At 49.9% G+C, this 16,610-nt stretch carries 14 protein-coding genes; 10 read left to right on the forward strand and 4 right to left on the reverse strand.

Annotated features, from left to right (window positions below):
* Positions 1–25 precede the first annotated feature (25 nt).
* The 7 genes from ACRBCU_RS02910 to ACRBCU_RS02940 all read left to right on the forward strand — a co-directional run bounded on the left by ACRBCU_RS02910 (position 26) and on the right by ACRBCU_RS02940 (position 9,097).
* On the forward strand, positions 26–2,566 hold the full coding sequence (locus tag ACRBCU_RS02910; RefSeq protein ID WP_431363863.1) for a glycosyltransferase: 2,541 nt from the start codon (positions 26–28) through the stop codon (positions 2,564–2,566).
* Complete coding sequence (locus ACRBCU_RS02915) at positions 2,499–3,242, forward strand: CatB-related O-acetyltransferase (protein ID WP_431363864.1); 744 nt, start codon at positions 2,499–2,501, stop codon at positions 3,240–3,242. The genes ACRBCU_RS02910 and ACRBCU_RS02915 overlap by 68 nt, the downstream gene beginning before the upstream one ends.
* An 81-nt stretch (positions 3,243–3,323) precedes the next feature.
* A complete protein-coding gene (locus tag ACRBCU_RS02920; protein WP_431363865.1) occupies positions 3,324–4,154 on the forward strand; it encodes a flagellar motor protein MotB in 831 nt (276 codons plus the stop codon).
* An 88-nt stretch (positions 4,155–4,242) separates the two neighbouring features.
* The gene (locus ACRBCU_RS02925) at positions 4,243–5,544 is read left to right on the forward strand and encodes a flagellar hook protein FlgE (protein ID WP_431363866.1); all 1,302 of its coding nucleotides are present in this window, start codon (positions 4,243–4,245) and stop codon (positions 5,542–5,544) included.
* Positions 5,545–5,562: 18 nt separating this feature from the next.
* On the forward strand, positions 5,563–6,987 hold the full coding sequence (gene flgK, locus ACRBCU_RS02930; protein WP_431363867.1) for a flagellar hook-associated protein FlgK: 1,425 nt from the start codon (positions 5,563–5,565) through the stop codon (positions 6,985–6,987).
* 74 nt (positions 6,988–7,061) lie between these two features.
* A complete protein-coding gene (locus ACRBCU_RS02935; RefSeq protein ID WP_431363868.1) occupies positions 7,062–7,994 on the forward strand; it encodes a hypothetical protein in 933 nt (310 codons plus the stop codon).
* Complete coding sequence (locus ACRBCU_RS02940) at positions 7,994–9,097, forward strand: flagellar basal body P-ring protein FlgI (protein WP_431363869.1); 1,104 nt, start codon at positions 7,994–7,996, stop codon at positions 9,095–9,097. The genes ACRBCU_RS02935 and ACRBCU_RS02940 overlap by 1 nt, the downstream gene beginning before the upstream one ends.
* 15 nt (positions 9,098–9,112) lie before the next feature.
* On the opposite strand, the gene ACRBCU_RS02945 is transcribed toward ACRBCU_RS02940, so the two are convergent.
* On the reverse strand, positions 9,113–10,021 hold the full coding sequence (locus tag ACRBCU_RS02945; protein ID WP_431363870.1) for a rhodanese-related sulfurtransferase: 909 nt from the start codon (positions 10,019–10,021) through the stop codon (positions 9,113–9,115).
* 83 nt (positions 10,022–10,104) lie between these two features.
* On the opposite strand from ACRBCU_RS02945, the gene pncA reads away from it, so the two are divergent.
* The 3 genes from pncA to pncB all read left to right on the forward strand — a co-directional run bounded on the left by pncA (position 10,105) and on the right by pncB (position 14,345).
* Positions 10,105–10,710 (forward strand): bifunctional nicotinamidase/pyrazinamidase, encoded by a 606-nt coding sequence (gene pncA, locus ACRBCU_RS02950; protein ID WP_431364001.1) that lies wholly within the window; start codon positions 10,105–10,107, stop codon positions 10,708–10,710.
* Positions 10,711–10,925: 215 nt separating this feature from the next.
* The gene (locus ACRBCU_RS02955) at positions 10,926–13,001 is read left to right on the forward strand and encodes a response regulator (RefSeq protein WP_431363871.1); all 2,076 of its coding nucleotides are present in this window, start codon (positions 10,926–10,928) and stop codon (positions 12,999–13,001) included.
* Positions 13,002–13,055: 54 nt separating this feature from the next.
* Positions 13,056–14,345, forward strand: a complete 1,290-nt coding sequence (gene pncB / locus ACRBCU_RS02960; RefSeq protein WP_431363872.1) for a nicotinate phosphoribosyltransferase — start codon at positions 13,056–13,058, stop codon at positions 14,343–14,345.
* Positions 14,346–14,348: 3 nt separating this feature from the next.
* Here the strand turns inward: pncB and arfB are convergent, their stop codons facing one another.
* The 3 genes from arfB to ACRBCU_RS02975 form a co-directional block, all read right to left on the reverse strand.
* On the reverse strand, positions 14,349–14,771 hold the full coding sequence (gene arfB / locus ACRBCU_RS02965) for an alternative ribosome rescue aminoacyl-tRNA hydrolase ArfB (RefSeq protein ID WP_431363873.1): 423 nt from the start codon (positions 14,769–14,771) through the stop codon (positions 14,349–14,351).
* A 265-nt stretch (positions 14,772–15,036) separates the two neighbouring features.
* On the reverse strand, positions 15,037–15,669 hold the full coding sequence (locus ACRBCU_RS02970) for a queuosine precursor transporter (protein WP_431363874.1): 633 nt from the start codon (positions 15,667–15,669) through the stop codon (positions 15,037–15,039).
* 90 nt (positions 15,670–15,759) lie between these two features.
* On the reverse strand, positions 15,760–16,584 hold the full coding sequence (locus tag ACRBCU_RS02975) for an esterase-like activity of phytase family protein (protein ID WP_431363875.1): 825 nt from the start codon (positions 16,582–16,584) through the stop codon (positions 15,760–15,762).
* Positions 16,585–16,610: the final 26 nt, after the last annotated feature.

Below are 16,610 nucleotides of genomic sequence, written 5' to 3' on the forward strand. Positions count from 1 at the left end.
ACTATTCAACCAGGATGTTTGCTACGTGTTCTCGACACTTTCTAGATTGTTCCAGCGCTATTGCGATCACCATTATTCGATCCCTGTAGATGGGTTCACCGTTTACGATGCAAATGGAGGCAAGATCGCGCAAGTAGAACGCATTTGTTTCGGGCAACGTAGCGTGCGCATCGAAGGGTGGAGCATTTCGAGTGAGGTTGCGCTAGGGTATCCTGCACAGCAAAAATGGGTCGCGCCAGACATACTGCGCTCTGATGTGACTATGGAATTAAATCTTCCAGCAGAGCAAAAGTGTGGTTTCAATCTGGCGTGGTTTGACAATCCCCTAGGCGCGTCATTGTCTTTTAGATATGGCGGCAACACCACGCAAATCATGTGTCCTCAACCTGGACGATTGAATCGTGCAAAGGCCTTGGTTCACATCAGGTTTAGCTTTGCAAAAGATGTGCTGCGCGCGAGCTCAGTCCTGTTGCGTGCGTTTTTCAATCCTAACCTTGTAAACAAAACGCGCGCAAAACGTGCGCTGCGCATGGAGCAAAAACATCCAAGTCATATTCTGGACGCGCGTGTTTTTGAAGTTGTGCGAACGAAGCAACGCGCACCAAAAGTGACCCTGATCATGCCCGTCTTCAATGCGTTTGAAGTGATGCAAAACGCATTGAACCGCGTTGCAGAGAACACCGATCTACCTTGGCGATTGATCTTGGTGGAAGATTGTTCATCCGATCCCAGAGTGCGCCCATTTTTGCGTAGATGGTGCGCCCACAATCGGGTCAAAGGGTCGGAGATACTGCTGCTAGAAAACAGTGAAAATCTTGGCTTCATCGGGAGCGTGAACAAAGCTTTTGAGCGCGCACTTGAGCACAATGACCATGTCGTTTTGATTAACTCAGATGCTCTGGTTCCTAAACAATGGGCAACAAGGTTGATCCGGCCCATTCTTACGAATTCTAACGTAGCGAGCGTGACGCCGTTTTCCAATGATGCGGAAATTCTTTCCGCGCCAATTATTTGCGGTTCGAGTGAAACCCCTGACGGCGTGGCGGAGAAAATTGATCAAGCTTTGCTCGAGTTCATTTCGCCAAATATCTGCCAAGATGTTCCCACGTCGGTTGGTTTTTGCATGGCCATTAACAACAAATTCCTGCGAAGGGTCCCGCAGTTCGATACGGTATTTGGAAAGGGCTATGGCGAGGAGGTTGATTGGTGCCAACGTGTTTCTGCCCTAAAGGGACTCCATAAAGCGGTGCCAAATCTTTATGTTGAGCATCGTGGAGGCTCGTCTTTTGGGGATGCGCATAAACGGGCGGCGATTGCAAAAAACAACCAGTTAGTCGCGAAGCGTTATCCGTCGTTTGATCAAAGGGTTCAGCACTTCATTGCAGATGATCCTTTGCGAACTATCAGACTTTTTGCAGGTATCGTTGAGCTTGCTAGCTCATCCTCAGAAACCCCAATCTACATTGCGCATTCTATGGGCGGAGGCGCGGAGCTTTATTTGCAAGAGCAAATTAAGCAAAGAATTATGGACGGTGAGGGCGTGGTTGTATTGCGTGTTGGCGGCGCTTTGCGTTGGCGCATCGAGCTGCACACACAACAGGGCGTGATCTTTGGGGACACTGATGACACGCGCTTGGTTCATAAAATTTTGAAGCCCCTGACATCTGCACATATCATCTATTCCTGTGCGGTTGGGGATCGCGACCCATTTGGCCTAACGCAAGAAATTGAAGTTCTTGCGCGTTCAAAGGCGGGGAGATTCTCGTTTTTGGTGCATGATTATTTTGCGCTTAGCCCGTCCTATTGCCTGCTCGGGTCCAACAACACGTATCGTGGCGTCGATCCGCAAGCGATGACGGACACCAAACATATGTTCCAAGATGTTTCGGGCAAGCTTCAAAGCAATGCACTTTGGAGAGATTGCTGGGGAAAATTGCTCAATATCTCTGACAGTATTATTTGCTTTTCCAGCAGTAGCGCAAAGCTGATGGTGCAAGCCTTCCCGGAAATCGTCGACTTCATTGTGACGCGGCCGCATGCGATTTCCACAATTCAAAAGATGAATGCACCCTCAAGTCCAGACGCTTTGACGATTGGTGTTCTGGGTGACATTGGCGTTCAAAAAGGTGCGCAGGTTTTAAGTGATCTCTCTAGACAGCTAAGGTTGAAGAAGAACGCTCGGATAGTTGTGATTGGCCGAGTTGATCCTCAATTCGAGCTTGGTCAAAATTGCATCGAGACCGGGCCCTTCAAGCGACGGGACATAACTATGCTGGCGGAAAAACACCAAATATCAGAGTGGTTGATTCCAAGCATTTGGCCAGAGACTTTTTCCTACACGACACATGAGGCTTTAGCGACGGGCGCTCCAGTTTTTTGTTTCGACCTAGGCGCTCAGGGCGAAGCGGTGGATAGGGCCGAGAATGGATATTCTATGCCTCTAGAATGGGCGGGAAAGCCGCACAAAATAATATCCGAAATTGAAAAGGTGCACAGCCATGGCTCAATCGATCAATATAGGCATCGCGCACCTAAAAGCGGCCGGGATCGAGGTTTTGCCGCGTAATCCGGGTAAGCAAATCAATCTGCCCCAAGGCGCGCTAATCGAAGCGCCCAGTAGCTTGAAGTGGACCGAGTATCACCATTCGTTAGAGCTTGGTGCCTTTTCTTATCATGTTTCTGGTTACGCATTTGCTGCGCGGATCGGACGCTATTGCTCGTTCGGTGAAGACGTTCAAATCGGGCGACAAAATCATCCAATGACATGGTCTTCTACTAGCCCCGCCTTTTATCTTCGAACGCCGCTTTTTGATATTGGCGAAGATTTTAATGGCGCCGAGGAGTATCGTAGCGATCAAACGTTTGCGGTGGGCCCGTCGACACATGTGCGGGAAACGAAAATTGGAAACGATGTATGGATTGGCCATGGGGCCTATATCGCCGCCGGGGTCACGATAGGTGATGGCGCAGTTATCGCAGCTAAGGCGGTAATCGTAAGGGACGTCCCGCCTTATGCAGTTGTCGCTGGTAATCCCGGTGTGATCAAAAAATGGCGTCTTGCGCCTGAACATATCTCTCCGATGCTTCGATGTGCTTGGTGGCGTTTTGCGCCTTGGCAACTGAAATCTTTGGCACCAGCTGATCCAGCACGATTTATTCACAACGTTATGCACTTGCCAGAAAGCGCTGAATTTCGACCAAGTCGCTTTGAAGTTAGCTCAAAGGGGCTAAACCCTTGCTAATTCCTTACAACTGTATTTGTTGAGCATTCCTTAACAATTCGAATGCTATCCTCCACCTGGGTGAGAAAATAGGTGGTGTAAATGGCGACGGGTAACTCTGTTGCGCCAGTTATCATCAAACGGAAAAAGGTCGTTGGCGGCGGCGGGCACCATGGTGGTGCTTGGAAAGTTGCCTATGCAGACTTCGTGACTGCAATGATGGCGTTTTTCATGTTGATGTGGCTGTTAAACGCAACGACAGAAAAGCAACGCAAAGGGATCGCGGATTACTTTAATCCTACGATACCAATCAATCGAATTTCGGGTGGCGGAGATGGCGCTTTCGGAGGAGATTCAATTTTCTCTGAAAACACACTAGCTAAATCTGGGACTGGTTCTTCTGGTGTAAAGCCGCCTTGGTCGATTGAGAGTCCTAGCGCGGCCAGCCAAGGCATCAAGCGACAGAAAGCAGAAGACTTATTGGATACGCTCAATGCGCAATTGCTTGGCAACGGCGGCGAAAGTGATCTTTTAGAGAATGCTCTGAAGCACGTTGTTTCCCGAATTTCGGATGAAGGCGTAGTTATCGAAATATTCGATCTTCCCGAGAGTCCATTGTTCGATGGCGAAGGTAAAGCGATGCCGATTCTTGATCAGCTTTCGAGCAAAATTGCGCAAATCGCTGCAAATGCCGAGAACAAGCTCGCGGTTAAGACACATGTACGGACGCAACCGATTGTTCGCACGAACACTGATCCATGGCGCAGTACAATGAAGAGAAGCTTAGCTATGCGTCGAAAGCTGGCGTTGGCGGGCATTGAAGCTGAACGTTTTGATCGCATTTCTGGCTTGGCCGATACTGACCTTGTCGCGACGGATCCGCTTTCCGTTAGAAACAATCGCATCGAAGTGGTCTTTCTCATTCCAGATTGAATTAGTTCCGAACAATTTGAACTGTTAGGTCTGTCTTAAGCTCTGTTCTCTATCTGTGCTGCAACGAGGCAGCGCAGAAAGGCTGAGCATGACGATTTCTTCTTCTTTGAACGCAGGTGTGGCGGGACTAAACGCGAATGCGACGAGACTTGGGACAATTGCCGACAATATTTCGAATGCGTCGACATTCGGGTACAAACGGGCAACTACAGATTTCCATTCGATGGTCATTTCTTCTCGTGGCGCGACTTATTCAGCAGGTGGTGTTCGTACAACGACCCAACGCTTGATTGATCAACGGGGTTCTTTGGTATCGACATCAAATCCTACCGACCTTGCCGTTCGGGGCGGTGGTCTTTTGCCCGTCGCGCTTGAAACCGAAGTTACAAGCAATAATGGCGCGCCGCAGATGTATCTTTCAACGACAGGGTCGTTCAGAACAGACGCCGATGGATTTCTAAAGTCTCCATCTGGGATGGTTCTAATGGGATGGCCTGCGCTGCCCGACGGATCTATCCCAGCTTATCCGCGAGACACCCAAGATGCGCTAGAACCTGTTAAGTTGAATGTTAATCAGTTTACCGGGGAACCAACGACGCAAATTGATATTGCGGTAAATTTGCCTGCAACTCAAACCGAGGCAGACGCAGCTGGTGAACTTCAGCAGCTTTCGATTGAGTATTATGACAATCTGGGAACCTCTGAAAACGTAAAAATGGAGTTTTCGCCCACTGTGCCGGCTAACGGTACATCAAATGAGTGGACCCTTACTTTGAAAGACACCGCGCAGAACGACGCCGTCATAGGCGAGTATACGCTTGTGTTTGATGATAGCCGTTCTTCGGGTGGTACTTTGCAGTCAGTCACAACAATTAGCGGCGGTGCTTATGATCCCACGAGTGGGGCGATGATCGTAAATGTTGCGGGCGGACCATTAGAATTGAACATTGGCCGAGCGGGTAGCTCTGACGGGTTAACACAACTATCAGACAGTTTCGCACCAGTTTCGATTTCAAAGGATGGATCGCCTGTAGGCAATATGACTGCCGTTGAGGTTGATGCAAACGGCTTCGTTCATGCCTATTTTGACACAGGAATTACGCGAACCATATATCAGGTGCCGCTTGTTGATGTGCCAAATCAGAACGGGATGGTTTCGCTCGACAATCAGACTTATCTGCCCTCGCCGGACAGTGGTTCGTTCTTCTTGTGGAACGCGGGTGATGGTCCAACAGGCGACATTGTTGCTTTCGCACGTGAAGAAAGCGCAACGGATGTGGCGGCCGAATTAACCACAATGATCCAAACTCAACGCGCCTATACATCGAATGCAAAGGTTATCCAAACCGTGGACGAGATGTTGCAAGAAACAACAAATATCAAACGCTAAAGTAAAAGGGGTTGAGCGATGAGTCTTTCGAGCTCCATTTCCAATGCACTGTCTGGCCTTTCTGTTACATCAAGAGCGGCACAACTTGTTTCTGAAAACCTCGCTAACGCGATGGATGCGAATTTCAGCCGCCGAGGACTCGAGCTTACGAGCTCGCGTGAAGGCGGTGCAAGCATATCAGGTGTCCATAGGTTTGTTGATGCGGCTTTGCTTTCTGATCGGCGAAATGGTCTCGCACGCGCGGGGCTGGCGACAGAAAGTGCCAGTTCTGCGCGGGCTTTGGAACAGGTGATAGGTAGCCCGGACGATCCGTCTTCAATCCCAGCGCTTTTGAACAATTTTGATGCCTCCCTCCGGTTCTTGGAGGGGGACGCAGGTTCGGAAATTCGTCTAAAGGACACTTTTGCATCGGCAAAGGCTCTCGCAAATCGACTTAATTCAGCACAAGACAGCATCCAAGCGCAGCGCTTGAACGCAGACCAAAAAATTGCCAGCGAAGTGCGTTCGCTTAATGCGAATTTACGCCAAATTGTCGATCTAAACGAGCAGATCGTCGCGGCGAATGTAAATGGCAGAGATGCCAACGCATTGCTCGATCAACGCCAGAAATTGATAGACAGTGTGAGTGAAATTGTCCCAGTTCGCGAGATGCCTCGTAATCACGGGTCGACGTCTCTGGTAACTGCAAATGGCATGATGCTTGTCGATGATAGCGCGGTTGAGATTGAGTTTTCTTCTGCCAACCAAATTCTTCCTCACATGACCTTCCAAGCCGGCCATTTAGGTGGTTTGGAAATAGATGGACAGACGATACCTTTCACCTCGGATACCAGCCCTCTAGCTGGCGGTCGGTTGAATGCCTTGTTTGAAATACGCGATACGCTAGCGCCAAAGGCGCAGGATCAAATCGATGCTTTTGCGCTTGATCTCGCAACTCGATTTCATGAATTGCCAAGGGATAGTGATGTAACACTCGGAGCGCCAGGGCTTTTCACGGACGATGGCGCCCGCGTGGAACAGGCGGATCAGGTAGGGTTGGCTGGCCGACTGCAGATCAATCTCAACGTGGATCCAGATCAAGGCGGTGCGCTTTGGCGTTTGCGATCTGGTATGAATGCTGCCACAGCACTGCCTCCTGGTGATGCCTCAATTGTCACCGAAATGATTGCTGCTCTTGGCATGCAATCGCCCTCAAGTGGTACGCTTTTCGAACATGCCGCATCACTTACATCGAATGCGGCGCAAACTTCATCGTCACTTGAAAATGAAGAAAGTTTTGCGAATGCTCGACTTAGCCAGCTTACACAAATGCAGTTGCAAAATGGGGTCGACACCGATGCCGAGCTACAAAAGCTGTTGTCGATTGAAATGAATTACGCAGCGAATGCGAAGGTCATTCAAACGATTGATGAAATGTTCGCAACAATTATGAGGATTAACTGATGTCCTTTAGTTCAATTGGTGATCTCGCAAGCAGTATGATGTTAAATCAGTCCAGTTTGCGAGCAAAGCACAGCATGTTACAGCTTTCACAAGAGTTGACGAGTGGCCTCACATCCGACACAGGTCAGGCTTTGCGAAATGACTTTTCCATACAAATGAGCTGGGAGCGAAGCATCGCATCCTCTCGAGTACGCGAACAGACGCTTGCGGAAGCGCTAACGAGAATTGAAATCAAGCAGGCAGCGCTTAGCTCTATTTCGGACTCCGTAGGGCAATTGGCAAACGATGCTGACCTCGCTCTCGCGAACGGCACGACCAGAGGCTTGGCAGCAATTTCGCAAAACGCGAAGGACAAGCTTGATCAAACTATTTCTAATCTAAATGTTCAGTCGGCTGGCAAGTTCCTTTTTTCAGGTTCTCAAACAAACCAGGCAGCACTCGCTTCCAAGCAAGACATTTTGGCATCCGTCGTGGCTGCGATATCTGGAGCATCGACAGCGACGGATGTCCTCTCAGGCGTTGAAAGCTGGATGAATGATCCTGTCGATGGTTACCCCGCAATTGCTTACGTTGGTGGGGCGGAGAGTTCTGCAAAAATTCGTTTGTCAGGCGATCGGTCGATCGAAGAAAACTCTCGCGCGGATGATCAAGGGTTACAAAAAGCGGTGCAAGGCTTGATTTTGGCGAGTTTGGCGATGGACCCTCAAGTGGGCTTGTCTAACGATGGCCGTGCCCTTTTGCTTAAGTCGGCAGCCGAAGAAATGCGTGTTGCTGAAGGCCAAGTTGTAGAGATGCAAGCGTCGCTAGGCTACATCGAGGCAGAAGTCGTAAAAAACAAAACACAAGCTACCACAGAAATTTCACTCGCAGAGCAGCTTCGCACTTCAACGTTGGGGATCGATCAATATGAAACGGCGAGCAAACTTCAGCAAGCAGAGCTACAACTTGAAAAAATTTACGCAATGACCGCACGATCTCAGAGGTTAAGCTTGCTGGAGTATTTGTGATGATCAAACTGCTTGTCGCGCTTTTGCTAAGCATTTCACTTGTCTCGCAAGCGCAAGCAAACCGAATTCGGATTAAGGATTTGGTTAGTTTTGACGGGGTTCGCGGTAACGATTTGGTGGGATATGGCCTGGTTGTTGGTCTAAATGGAACCGGCGACGGGATAAGGAACGCGCCGTTTACCGAAGAAATAATGTCAAACATTTTGGAACGGTTGGGGGTCAATATTACCGGTGAGCAATTCCGACCCAAAAATGTCGCTGCTGTATTCGTCACTGCTGAACTACCACCGTTTGCGCGTGCTGGCGGTTCAATAGATGTCACCGTGTCAGCCATAGGCGATGCCAAAAGCCTTTTAGGTGGCACGCTCATAATGACGCCGCTTAATGCTGCTGATGGGCAGATATACGCGGTGGCGCAAGGGACGATTATTGCAGGCGGTGCGGCGGCTGAGGGCGATGGCGCGGCAGTTATTCAAGGAGTGCCAACCTCTGGTGCAATTCCTGCAGGCGCGCGCGTTGAACGCGAAGTAGATTTCGATTTTGGTGGGTTAAAGACACTAAGAATGGCACTTCGGGAGCCCGATTTTACGACTGCAAAGCGAGTTGAAAGCGCGGTCAATCGAACATTTGGCAGGCGCGTAGCTGAAATGATCGATTCTGGGACTGTAACAATTGATATCGAAAGAACGCGGGCAAAATCTCCTGCGCATGCAATTAGTCGACTCGAAAATGTCCTTGTAAAACCGCAACGAAAAGCGAAAGTCGTCGTTGACCAAAGATCAGGCACGATTGTCATGGGGGAAGATGTCCGGATTTCGCGGGTTGCCATTTCCCAGGGCAACTTAACCATCCGCATTCAAGAAAAACCAATCGCTGTGCAACCCAACCCGTTTGCTCAAGGAGAAACGGTCGTTGTTCCGCGTACCGAAGTTGATATCGAAGAAGACGAGGGCGTCGGCATGGCTGAACTGCGAGGCGGCACATCGCTGTCTGAAGTTGTTTCAGGCCTAAATGCGCTGGGCGTAGCGCCGCGCGATATGATCGACATCCTGAAAAGCATTAAAGCAGCAGGAGCTCTCCACGCTGAATTCGTGGTGAGATAGCGCAAAAGCGGCCGCTTAGATGGCTTTAACTTGCGACTTTCTTTTGCGCGTTTTCTCAAGCTCGATTTGTTTTTGCCGCTCACGAAAACGAGCTTTGTCGTTCTCGCTGGTTTCATCAAAACACTGATGGCAAGAAACGCCTAGCTCAAAACTTGGGTGCTTTACGTCCTCTGGCAGGATAGGTCGTCTGCATCCAAAGCATAGTTGATGGGGTCCAATTTTCAGCCCGTGGCCAACAGAAACGCGGCCATCAAAAACAAAGCACTCGCCATTCCAAGTGGTCTCTTCTTCTGGAATTTCTTCAAGATATTTCAAAATTCCGCCTTTGAGGTGATAAACGTCATCGATACCTTGGCTTTTCAGAAAACTGGTCGATTTTTCACAGCGAATACCACCGGTGCAGAACATAGCGATGCGTTGATTGGCGAACCGTTGCTTGTTTTCTTCCCACCACTTTGGGAACTCGCGAAAACTATTGGTTTTGGGGTCAACCGCACCGTCAAACGTGCCTATTGCGACTTCGTAATCGTTGCGCGTGTCGATAACGACAACATCGTCGGATTGGATCAATTCATTCCATTCGCTGGGCTCAACATAATGACCAACAGCACCGAGAGGATCGACGTCTGGCTGACCCATCGTCACAATCTCGCGCTTGAGGCGAACTTTCAGTTTGCCAAACGGGGCGTCGGGGCTGTGACTTATTTTCCAATCGAGATTAGCAAACCCGTTAAGGGTTTTCAGAAAACTCAAGATGCCCTGAATGCCGGAATCTGACCCTGCGATCGTTCCGTTGAGCCCTTCGGGAGCAAGCAAAAGTGTACCCTTTATGTCAAATTGTTCGCACTTTTCGCGAACAATAACCTGTAGATCTTCGAGGTTGGACACCGGGGTGAAGTGATAGAGAGCAGCGATTGTAAACATGGCCATCGCGTAGCGGATTTTGACCGACTAACGCAAGTGGCCTATGAGTGAACCTGCGCTATTTAGCGCTCACAAAGGAGAAGATTTTGACAAATTCATCTGCGTTGCTTGTTATCGATGTTCAAAATGACTTTTGCGAAGGTGGGGCACTGGCAGTACCTGATGCGCAGGCAATCATTGACCCGATCAACACATTGATGCCGAGCTTTGACACAGTTGTGTTTTCTCAAGACTGGCATCCATCAAATCACGAATCGTTTGCGAGCAATCACCAAGGAAAATCGCAATACGACGTCATTGATATGGACTATGGACCTCAGGTTTTATGGCCGGATCACTGCATTCAAGGAAGTCAGGGCGCTGATTTTGACCCTCGTCTTGATACTGACAAAGCACAGATGATCGTGCGAAAGGGATTCCGCGCATCTATTGATAGCTATTCCGCTTTCTTTGAAAACGATAGATCGACACCCACAGGTCTGGATGGGTACCTCAAAAATCGAGAGATCACCGAGGTTACTTTGGTTGGCTTGGCTCTAGATTTTTGTGTTCAATACACCGCGTTAGATGCCCGCCGCCTTGGCTACAAAGTGACTGTGCTTCAATCGGCGTGTAGAGCGATTGATTTGGATGGCAGCCTAAAAGCTGCTTTGGATGCGATGAAAGCCGCTGGTGTCGTCTTAAAGTGAGAGTTGCCGACTGATTCGTTAAGGAATTTGACCGATACCGTGTGAAAGCAGCGATGCGAGTAACAAGGGTGGCCCAATCTATTCAGGATAGTCGTGATTTTTCGTTGAGCGCAGAATCGCTGGTCGGGCGATTCAAACGCTATGCGAATGGGCGCGTAGCTCATTTTTGGAAGCGCCAAATATTAACGGCCGTAGGAGGCGCGTATCTTTCGTTGATGGCTTCGCCGATGCTTGGGCTGTTGGCGTGTAGCGTAGCTTTGATCGGCGAGGTATTGGATTGCCTCAATTTGCGACATCAACTTCGCGCGCTAGATCGGGGAAAGCCGTTTGGTAAAGCGAGTTTTGCCGCGACCCTGTCGGGCACTTTGCAAGCGATTAGTATTTCGATTTGTATTCTTATTGCCTGGTTTGCTCCCAGCATCGGTAACGGTATGCACTTTGCGTTGGTGTTTCTCATGTCCGCCTCGCTGAATGCAGGGCTGGTTTGGCCCTATCACAAATCGAGCGCCTATGCCCGCCTTTGCGTGTTCGGGATGACTTTTTTGGGTGCTGTTGGGCACCATTTTTGGACTTGGGACGCTGGTGTAAAAGAGTACCTCTCCGAAGTCATTTCGATGCTTTTGATGTGCTATATTGTGTCTATTATCCTGCAATTTGTCGTCGGCAATCACTCGCGTCAAATGCGCGATGCGGCGAAAATGATTGCAGCGTCAAAGGCTTTGGAAACATCGGATAAACAAAAGAAAAAATCGCAAGACGAGGCGAGACGACTGTCTCTTGTCGCGCGGTATGCCAATGACAGCATCGTAATTTCAAGCCCGCAAGGGCGTATTACTTGGGTTAACGAAGCCTTTACCCGAATAACAGGCTACACCGCCGAAGAAGCGATTGGCTGTCGACCTGCTGAGCTGCTCAATGATGTCGAGACATCAGAGGAAACGACCAGTGCGATCTCGAACCATATTCAGCGAGGGGTTCCTATTCGCACTGAAGTTCTTAACCGGCGAAAAGACGGGAATAAGATTTGGGTGGAAACGAATATTGTCCCGATCAAAACTGCGAGTGATGACGTAGAAATTGTCGTCGCAATCGAGCGGGACATAACTGCCTTGAAAGAGCATGAGCGTGAGCTGGCGGAGGCGAAGATCCTCGCCGAGAAGGGTGAAAAGTCAAAAGCTGAATTTCTCGCAACGATGAGTCATGAAATCCGAACGCCAATGAATGGAATTATGGGTCTTTCAGACCTTTTGGCAGAACATGACTTACCGGAGGATCTTCACAAATATGCGGTAACGATCAAAGAATCCGCTGGCGCGCTTCTTACCATTATCAACGACATTCTGGACTATTCAAAGCTGGATGCAGGGCAGCTTTTGATTGATCCGATAGAGTTTGATCTGCGCGCATGTTTTTCTGCCGTGATCGAGTTACTTGCTCCCCAAGCGACGGCAAAAGGCATATTCCTTGATGTCGAAATGGATGACAAACTACCCGAACTTGTCATCGGCGATGACGGTCGCGTGCGGCAAATATTGCTGAATATGATTGGAAATGCGATCAAGTTTACCTCTCTAGGCGGGGTCACGATACAGCCGCGGGTTCGTGAGAATGAAACCGAATTTCTGTTTTCAGTCGGTATCAAGGATACGGGCATTGGCATTGAAAAAGAGCGAATAGGTCAGATTTTTGAGAAATTCCAACAAGCCGATAGCAAAACAACACGCAGATTTGGCGGAACGGGCCTAGGGCTATCGATTTCCAAACAGCTTGTTGAACGAATGGGCGGGGCTATTTCGGCCCAATCAGAACTTGGCGTTGGGTCGACTTTTCTGCTTGAGTTACAGCTCGGCAAGCCAAGGCGAAAAGGGGATGCAGCAAAAGGGATTGCAAAAGCCCATGTTGAAATCAACCCGATGAGCGTTCTGGTCGCCGAAGACAACAAGACCAATCGATTTCTAATCAGCAAATATCTTCAGGGCTTGCCGCTGGACGTTTGCTTTGCTCGCGACGGTCGCGAGGCGGTCGATAGCACGCTTGAGATAGAGCCCGACCTGATTTTTATGGACATGTCGATGCCAGAAATGGACGGGCTCGAGGCAACGCGAAAAATTCGTGAAAGGGCTCATGTTCGGCCCTATATCATTGCGCTGACGGCCAACGCTTTTGCGAGTGACCGTGAAGCCTGTTTTCAAGCGGGAATGGATGATTTCCTGTCAAAACCTGTCAAAAAATCTGACCTTCATGCGAAGCTCAGTGAATTCAGCGCCTTAAGGCAAACAAATCCGCTTTGATCCGATCAGCTAGATGGCGTATCAACACAAAGCAGTCTTAGGTGAGGGCCGGTTTTGGATATTGCAACACGAGTGTGGAATCACAAATGGAAGATTGATCCAATCGTCCGCTCGCTGATTGATGATGACTTTTACAAACTTCTGATGTGCCAATCGGTGTTTCGAAACCACCCCGATACGCATGTTACGTTTAGTTTGATCAATCGAACAAAGTCGGTGCGTTTGGCTGAATTGATCGACGAAGGAGAGCTGCGAGAGCAGTTGGATCACATTCGATCGTTGTCGTTAAGCCGTGGGGAAAGCACGTGGTTGCGGGGTAATACCTTCTACGGCAAGCGGCAGATGTTTCGACCTGACTTTATGGAGTGGTTTGAAAACCTGAGGCTTCCTGAATACCATCTTGAGATCAAAGACGGTCAGTTTGAACTGACGTTTGAAGGAAAATGGGCCGAAGTTATGCTCTGGGAAATTCCAGCGCTTGCGGTTTTGATGGAGCTGCGCAGTCGTGCGGTTCTGGATGACATGGGCAAATTCGAACTTCAGGTGCTTTATGCCCGGGCTATGACGCGGGTTTGGGAGAAGGTCGAACGCCTCCGCGCTGTTGATGGGCTTCGGATAGCTGATTTTGGCACGCGCCGGCGCCATTCATTCCTTTGGCAAGATTGGTGCGTTCAAGCCATGCAAGAGGGACTTGGTGACAAGTTCGTCGGCACGTCGAATTGCAAAATCGCTATGAAGCGCGACATCGGTGCGATTGGAACAAACGCGCATGAATTGCCGATGGTTTATTCCGCTCTTGCACAGGACGACGCAGCCTTGCGCCAAGCGCCTTATCAAGTTCTTAAGGATTGGCAGGAGGAGCATGACGGCAACTTGCGTATAATTCTGCCTGATACCTACGGCACGCAAGGCTTTCTGAAAAATGCTCCTGATTGGCTCGCGGGCTGGACTGGTATTCGTATCGATTCTGGCGATCCTGCGACGGGCGCAGAGAATGCGATTAAGTGGTGGAAAGCGCGCGGTGAAGATCCTCGTGAAAAGCTAGTGATTTTCTCTGATGGTCTCGATGTCGAAAAGATTGTCGAGCTTCAAAAGCAATTCTATGGCCGTGTTCGCGTCAGCTTTGGGTGGGGTACTTTGCTTACCAATGACTTCCGCGGACTTGTTCCGAACGAAGGGCTGAATCCGTTTTCAATCGTTTGCAAAGCGGTCAAGGCGAACGGTCGCCCAACCGTGAAACTGTCTGATAACCCGCGAAAGGCGATGGGGCCTGCGGATGAAATCGAGCGTTACAAACGCGTGTTCGAGGTTGGCGAACAAGATCAGCAAGACGTGATTGTTTAAGCGTTAATCTTCGCCAGTCACGCGCCCGCGCAGAGCTTTCACTTCGCCGCGTTCTTTTTTGGATTTCAGCCGACGTTTCTTGCTACCTAGGGTCGGGCGCGTGGCGATACGACGTTTTGGTGCAATCAGTGCCTTTCGGATCAATTCGGCCAGTCGTTCACGCGCGATGGCCCGATTGCGGGCTTGGCTGCGTTCTTCTTCGGCGCGGATGATCAAAGCGCCATCTTGGGTCCAACGCCGTCCGGCCAATCGCTTGAGACGCGTCTTTACCGGTCCCGTCAAATTTGGCGAGCGTTCGGCTTCAAATCGCAATTCGACAGCCGTGGATACTTTGTTCACGTTCTGACCACCCGGGCCTGACGCGCGGGTGAAGGTTTCCGTGAGCTCCCAATCAGCGATCTCTAAGGTGGGTGTGATTTGCAACATGCGTCTTCATGACATGAGATGCGGTCAGACGCAAAAAGGGCCACCCAATTTTGAGCGGCCCTTAATTTTAGTTTCGGAGGTGACGCCAGTTAGGCTTACACCAATTTACGTGGTCATGGTCATTAGGGGCTGCCCTAACGAGCTGCCTCGCAAATTGTCCCAACGCCTTTCTCCAATACCTTTATAGACACTGAAGTACCTCCTTTCTTTTGTTTCAACTAAAAGAAGGTTTGCACAAAATTTCCCAAGCGCAAAATAAAAAATGCTAGAGCGCGGCTTCGCGATGATTTTGCCAGCGCATCACGATAGTTTTGAATGGAATCAAAGCAATTAGCGCCAATGAGAGCTTAACACCCCAGTCTGCGAATGCGAGCGAGACCCACAATGGAACGACGGGGCCAAAGCCAAGCAGCGGCAGCGCTTCATTCGCCCAGCTCACGTCATTGGCGGGTTCAAGAAAGACCAACGCACTTGAAAACGCGATGGTAAAGAAAAGCACAGTGTCCAGGCTTGAGCCAACTATCGAAGACGCGAGCGGCGCGCGCCACCACTTGCCACTTTTTAGCGCATCAAAGATTGAGACGTCGATCATCTGCGCGATAAGGAAAGCAGTACCAGAGGCCAAAGCAACACGAAGTGTTACAAGCGGTCCGAACTCACCTTGAATTTGTGTGCCGATCAAAGAGCAAACAACGCCAACGATAAATCCGACGATAATAACGCGGCGCGCGGCACTTGGACCATAGATGCGGTTCATCAAGTCGGTCACGAGGAAGGCGAAGGGATAGGTAAACGCGCCCCACGTCAGCCACTGGCCAAACAGAAATTGAACAAGAATGTTGGATGCGACAACAATAGTTGCCATGGCAAGAATGCCAGGAAGGTGAGAACGTGTCATTTTGTATGCCCGTTTTTTACAAGGTTGCGGCGACTTCCTCTCGGATTCGAGAGTCGAGGCCGTTTAGGCATAGGTGATCCGCAACGCAAGCTATTCTTTTAGGCGGAACTCAACAATCTCGGTTGATTGTGCGCGGCTAAAGTTGTCATCGGAGATTGCATAAAGCCGCAGATCATTTTCGCTGGCGGCCCAAACCGAAAGCCCCTCAAGGTTATCAAAAGCGCCAAACCTGCTCGCGAAAAGCTTCTCATGCGTGATCGGAGCATCGTCTTTGAAAAGGATCCGCTCGATCCGCGTTGCGAAACCAAATCCATTAAAGGCACGTGTCAAAACATAAAGATGCCCATCTGGTCCAAAATCTGTGCCGACGGGACGAAAACCGCCATGACGGGGCAGGTCATATATCTTCGTCCACCCGTTCGCGTTGCTTTCGTACACAGTGTAGGGAGCGCGAATACTTCCTGACCCTTCAGGCAGGGCCACAAATTTCCCCGATGCGGAAATCGCCAAAGCTTCAAAACCGGTGTTCTTTGGCATCTGCTCACCAGTAAGAGGCAGTGAATGCGCTGTAGGTGTGCCTTGGCTGTCGCGATAGGACAGAATGCGCGCATTGCCCTCTACAGACACATCGAATCCGTCATCTTTGCGCAGTGCGAGCCCCTCAATATCGCGATAGCGTTTCTCGCTAGGGTGCTCGCCTGTTTCGAACAAAAGTGGGACGGTTTGGATCAGTTGCGCAGCGGTAATATTGCCCTTCTCGCGGTTGAAACGACCGCGATAGAGAACACCATTATCGCTAACAGCAATAAAGGTCTCGCCGTTCAAATCGACCTCTAGGCCAGAAAGGCCACCGAAACCTTCAACATCAGGTTCCCAGATGAAATGGCTAAGGACATCGATTTTTGGCTCAGCCATTGCAGGTATCGCAAGCAGAGCGAGAC

This window comes from Planktotalea sp. (assembly GCF_050633725.1).
In the GTDB taxonomy this organism is placed as follows: Bacteria; Pseudomonadota; Alphaproteobacteria; order Rhodobacterales; family Rhodobacteraceae; genus Planktotalea.

What these genes read in the sequence shown, in the direction of transcription:
- ACRBCU_RS02970 (WP_431363874.1), bottom strand. Translation starts at nt 15,669, where the DNA reads ATGACACGTTCTCACCTTCCTGGCATTCTTGCCATGGCAACTATTGTT.
- ACRBCU_RS02935 (WP_431363868.1), top strand. Translation starts at nt 7,062, where the DNA reads ATGTTACAGCTTTCACAAGAGTTGACGAGTGGCCTCACATCCGACACA.
- ACRBCU_RS02955 (WP_431363871.1), top strand. Translation starts at nt 10,926, where the DNA reads ATGGCTTCGCCGATGCTTGGGCTGTTGGCGTGTAGCGTAGCTTTGATC.
- ACRBCU_RS02925 (WP_431363866.1), top strand. Translation starts at nt 4,243, where the DNA reads ATGACGATTTCTTCTTCTTTGAACGCAGGTGTGGCGGGACTAAACGCG.
- ACRBCU_RS02975 (WP_431363875.1), bottom strand. Translation starts at nt 16,584, where the DNA reads ATGGCTGAGCCAAAAATCGATGTCCTTAGCCATTTCATCTGGGAACCT.
- ACRBCU_RS02920 (WP_431363865.1), top strand. Translation starts at nt 3,324, where the DNA reads ATGGCGACGGGTAACTCTGTTGCGCCAGTTATCATCAAACGGAAAAAG.
- ACRBCU_RS02945 (WP_431363870.1), bottom strand. Translation starts at nt 10,021, where the DNA reads ATGTTTACAATCGCTGCTCTCTATCACTTCACCCCGGTGTCCAACCTC.
- arfB (WP_431363873.1), bottom strand. Translation starts at nt 14,771, where the DNA reads ATGTTGCAAATCACACCCACCTTAGAGATCGCTGATTGGGAGCTCACG.
- ACRBCU_RS02915 (WP_431363864.1), top strand. Translation starts at nt 2,499, where the DNA reads ATGGCTCAATCGATCAATATAGGCATCGCGCACCTAAAAGCGGCCGGG.
- ACRBCU_RS02940 (WP_431363869.1), top strand. Translation starts at nt 7,994, where the DNA reads ATGATCAAACTGCTTGTCGCGCTTTTGCTAAGCATTTCACTTGTCTCG.
- flgK (WP_431363867.1), top strand. Translation starts at nt 5,563, where the DNA reads ATGAGTCTTTCGAGCTCCATTTCCAATGCACTGTCTGGCCTTTCTGTT.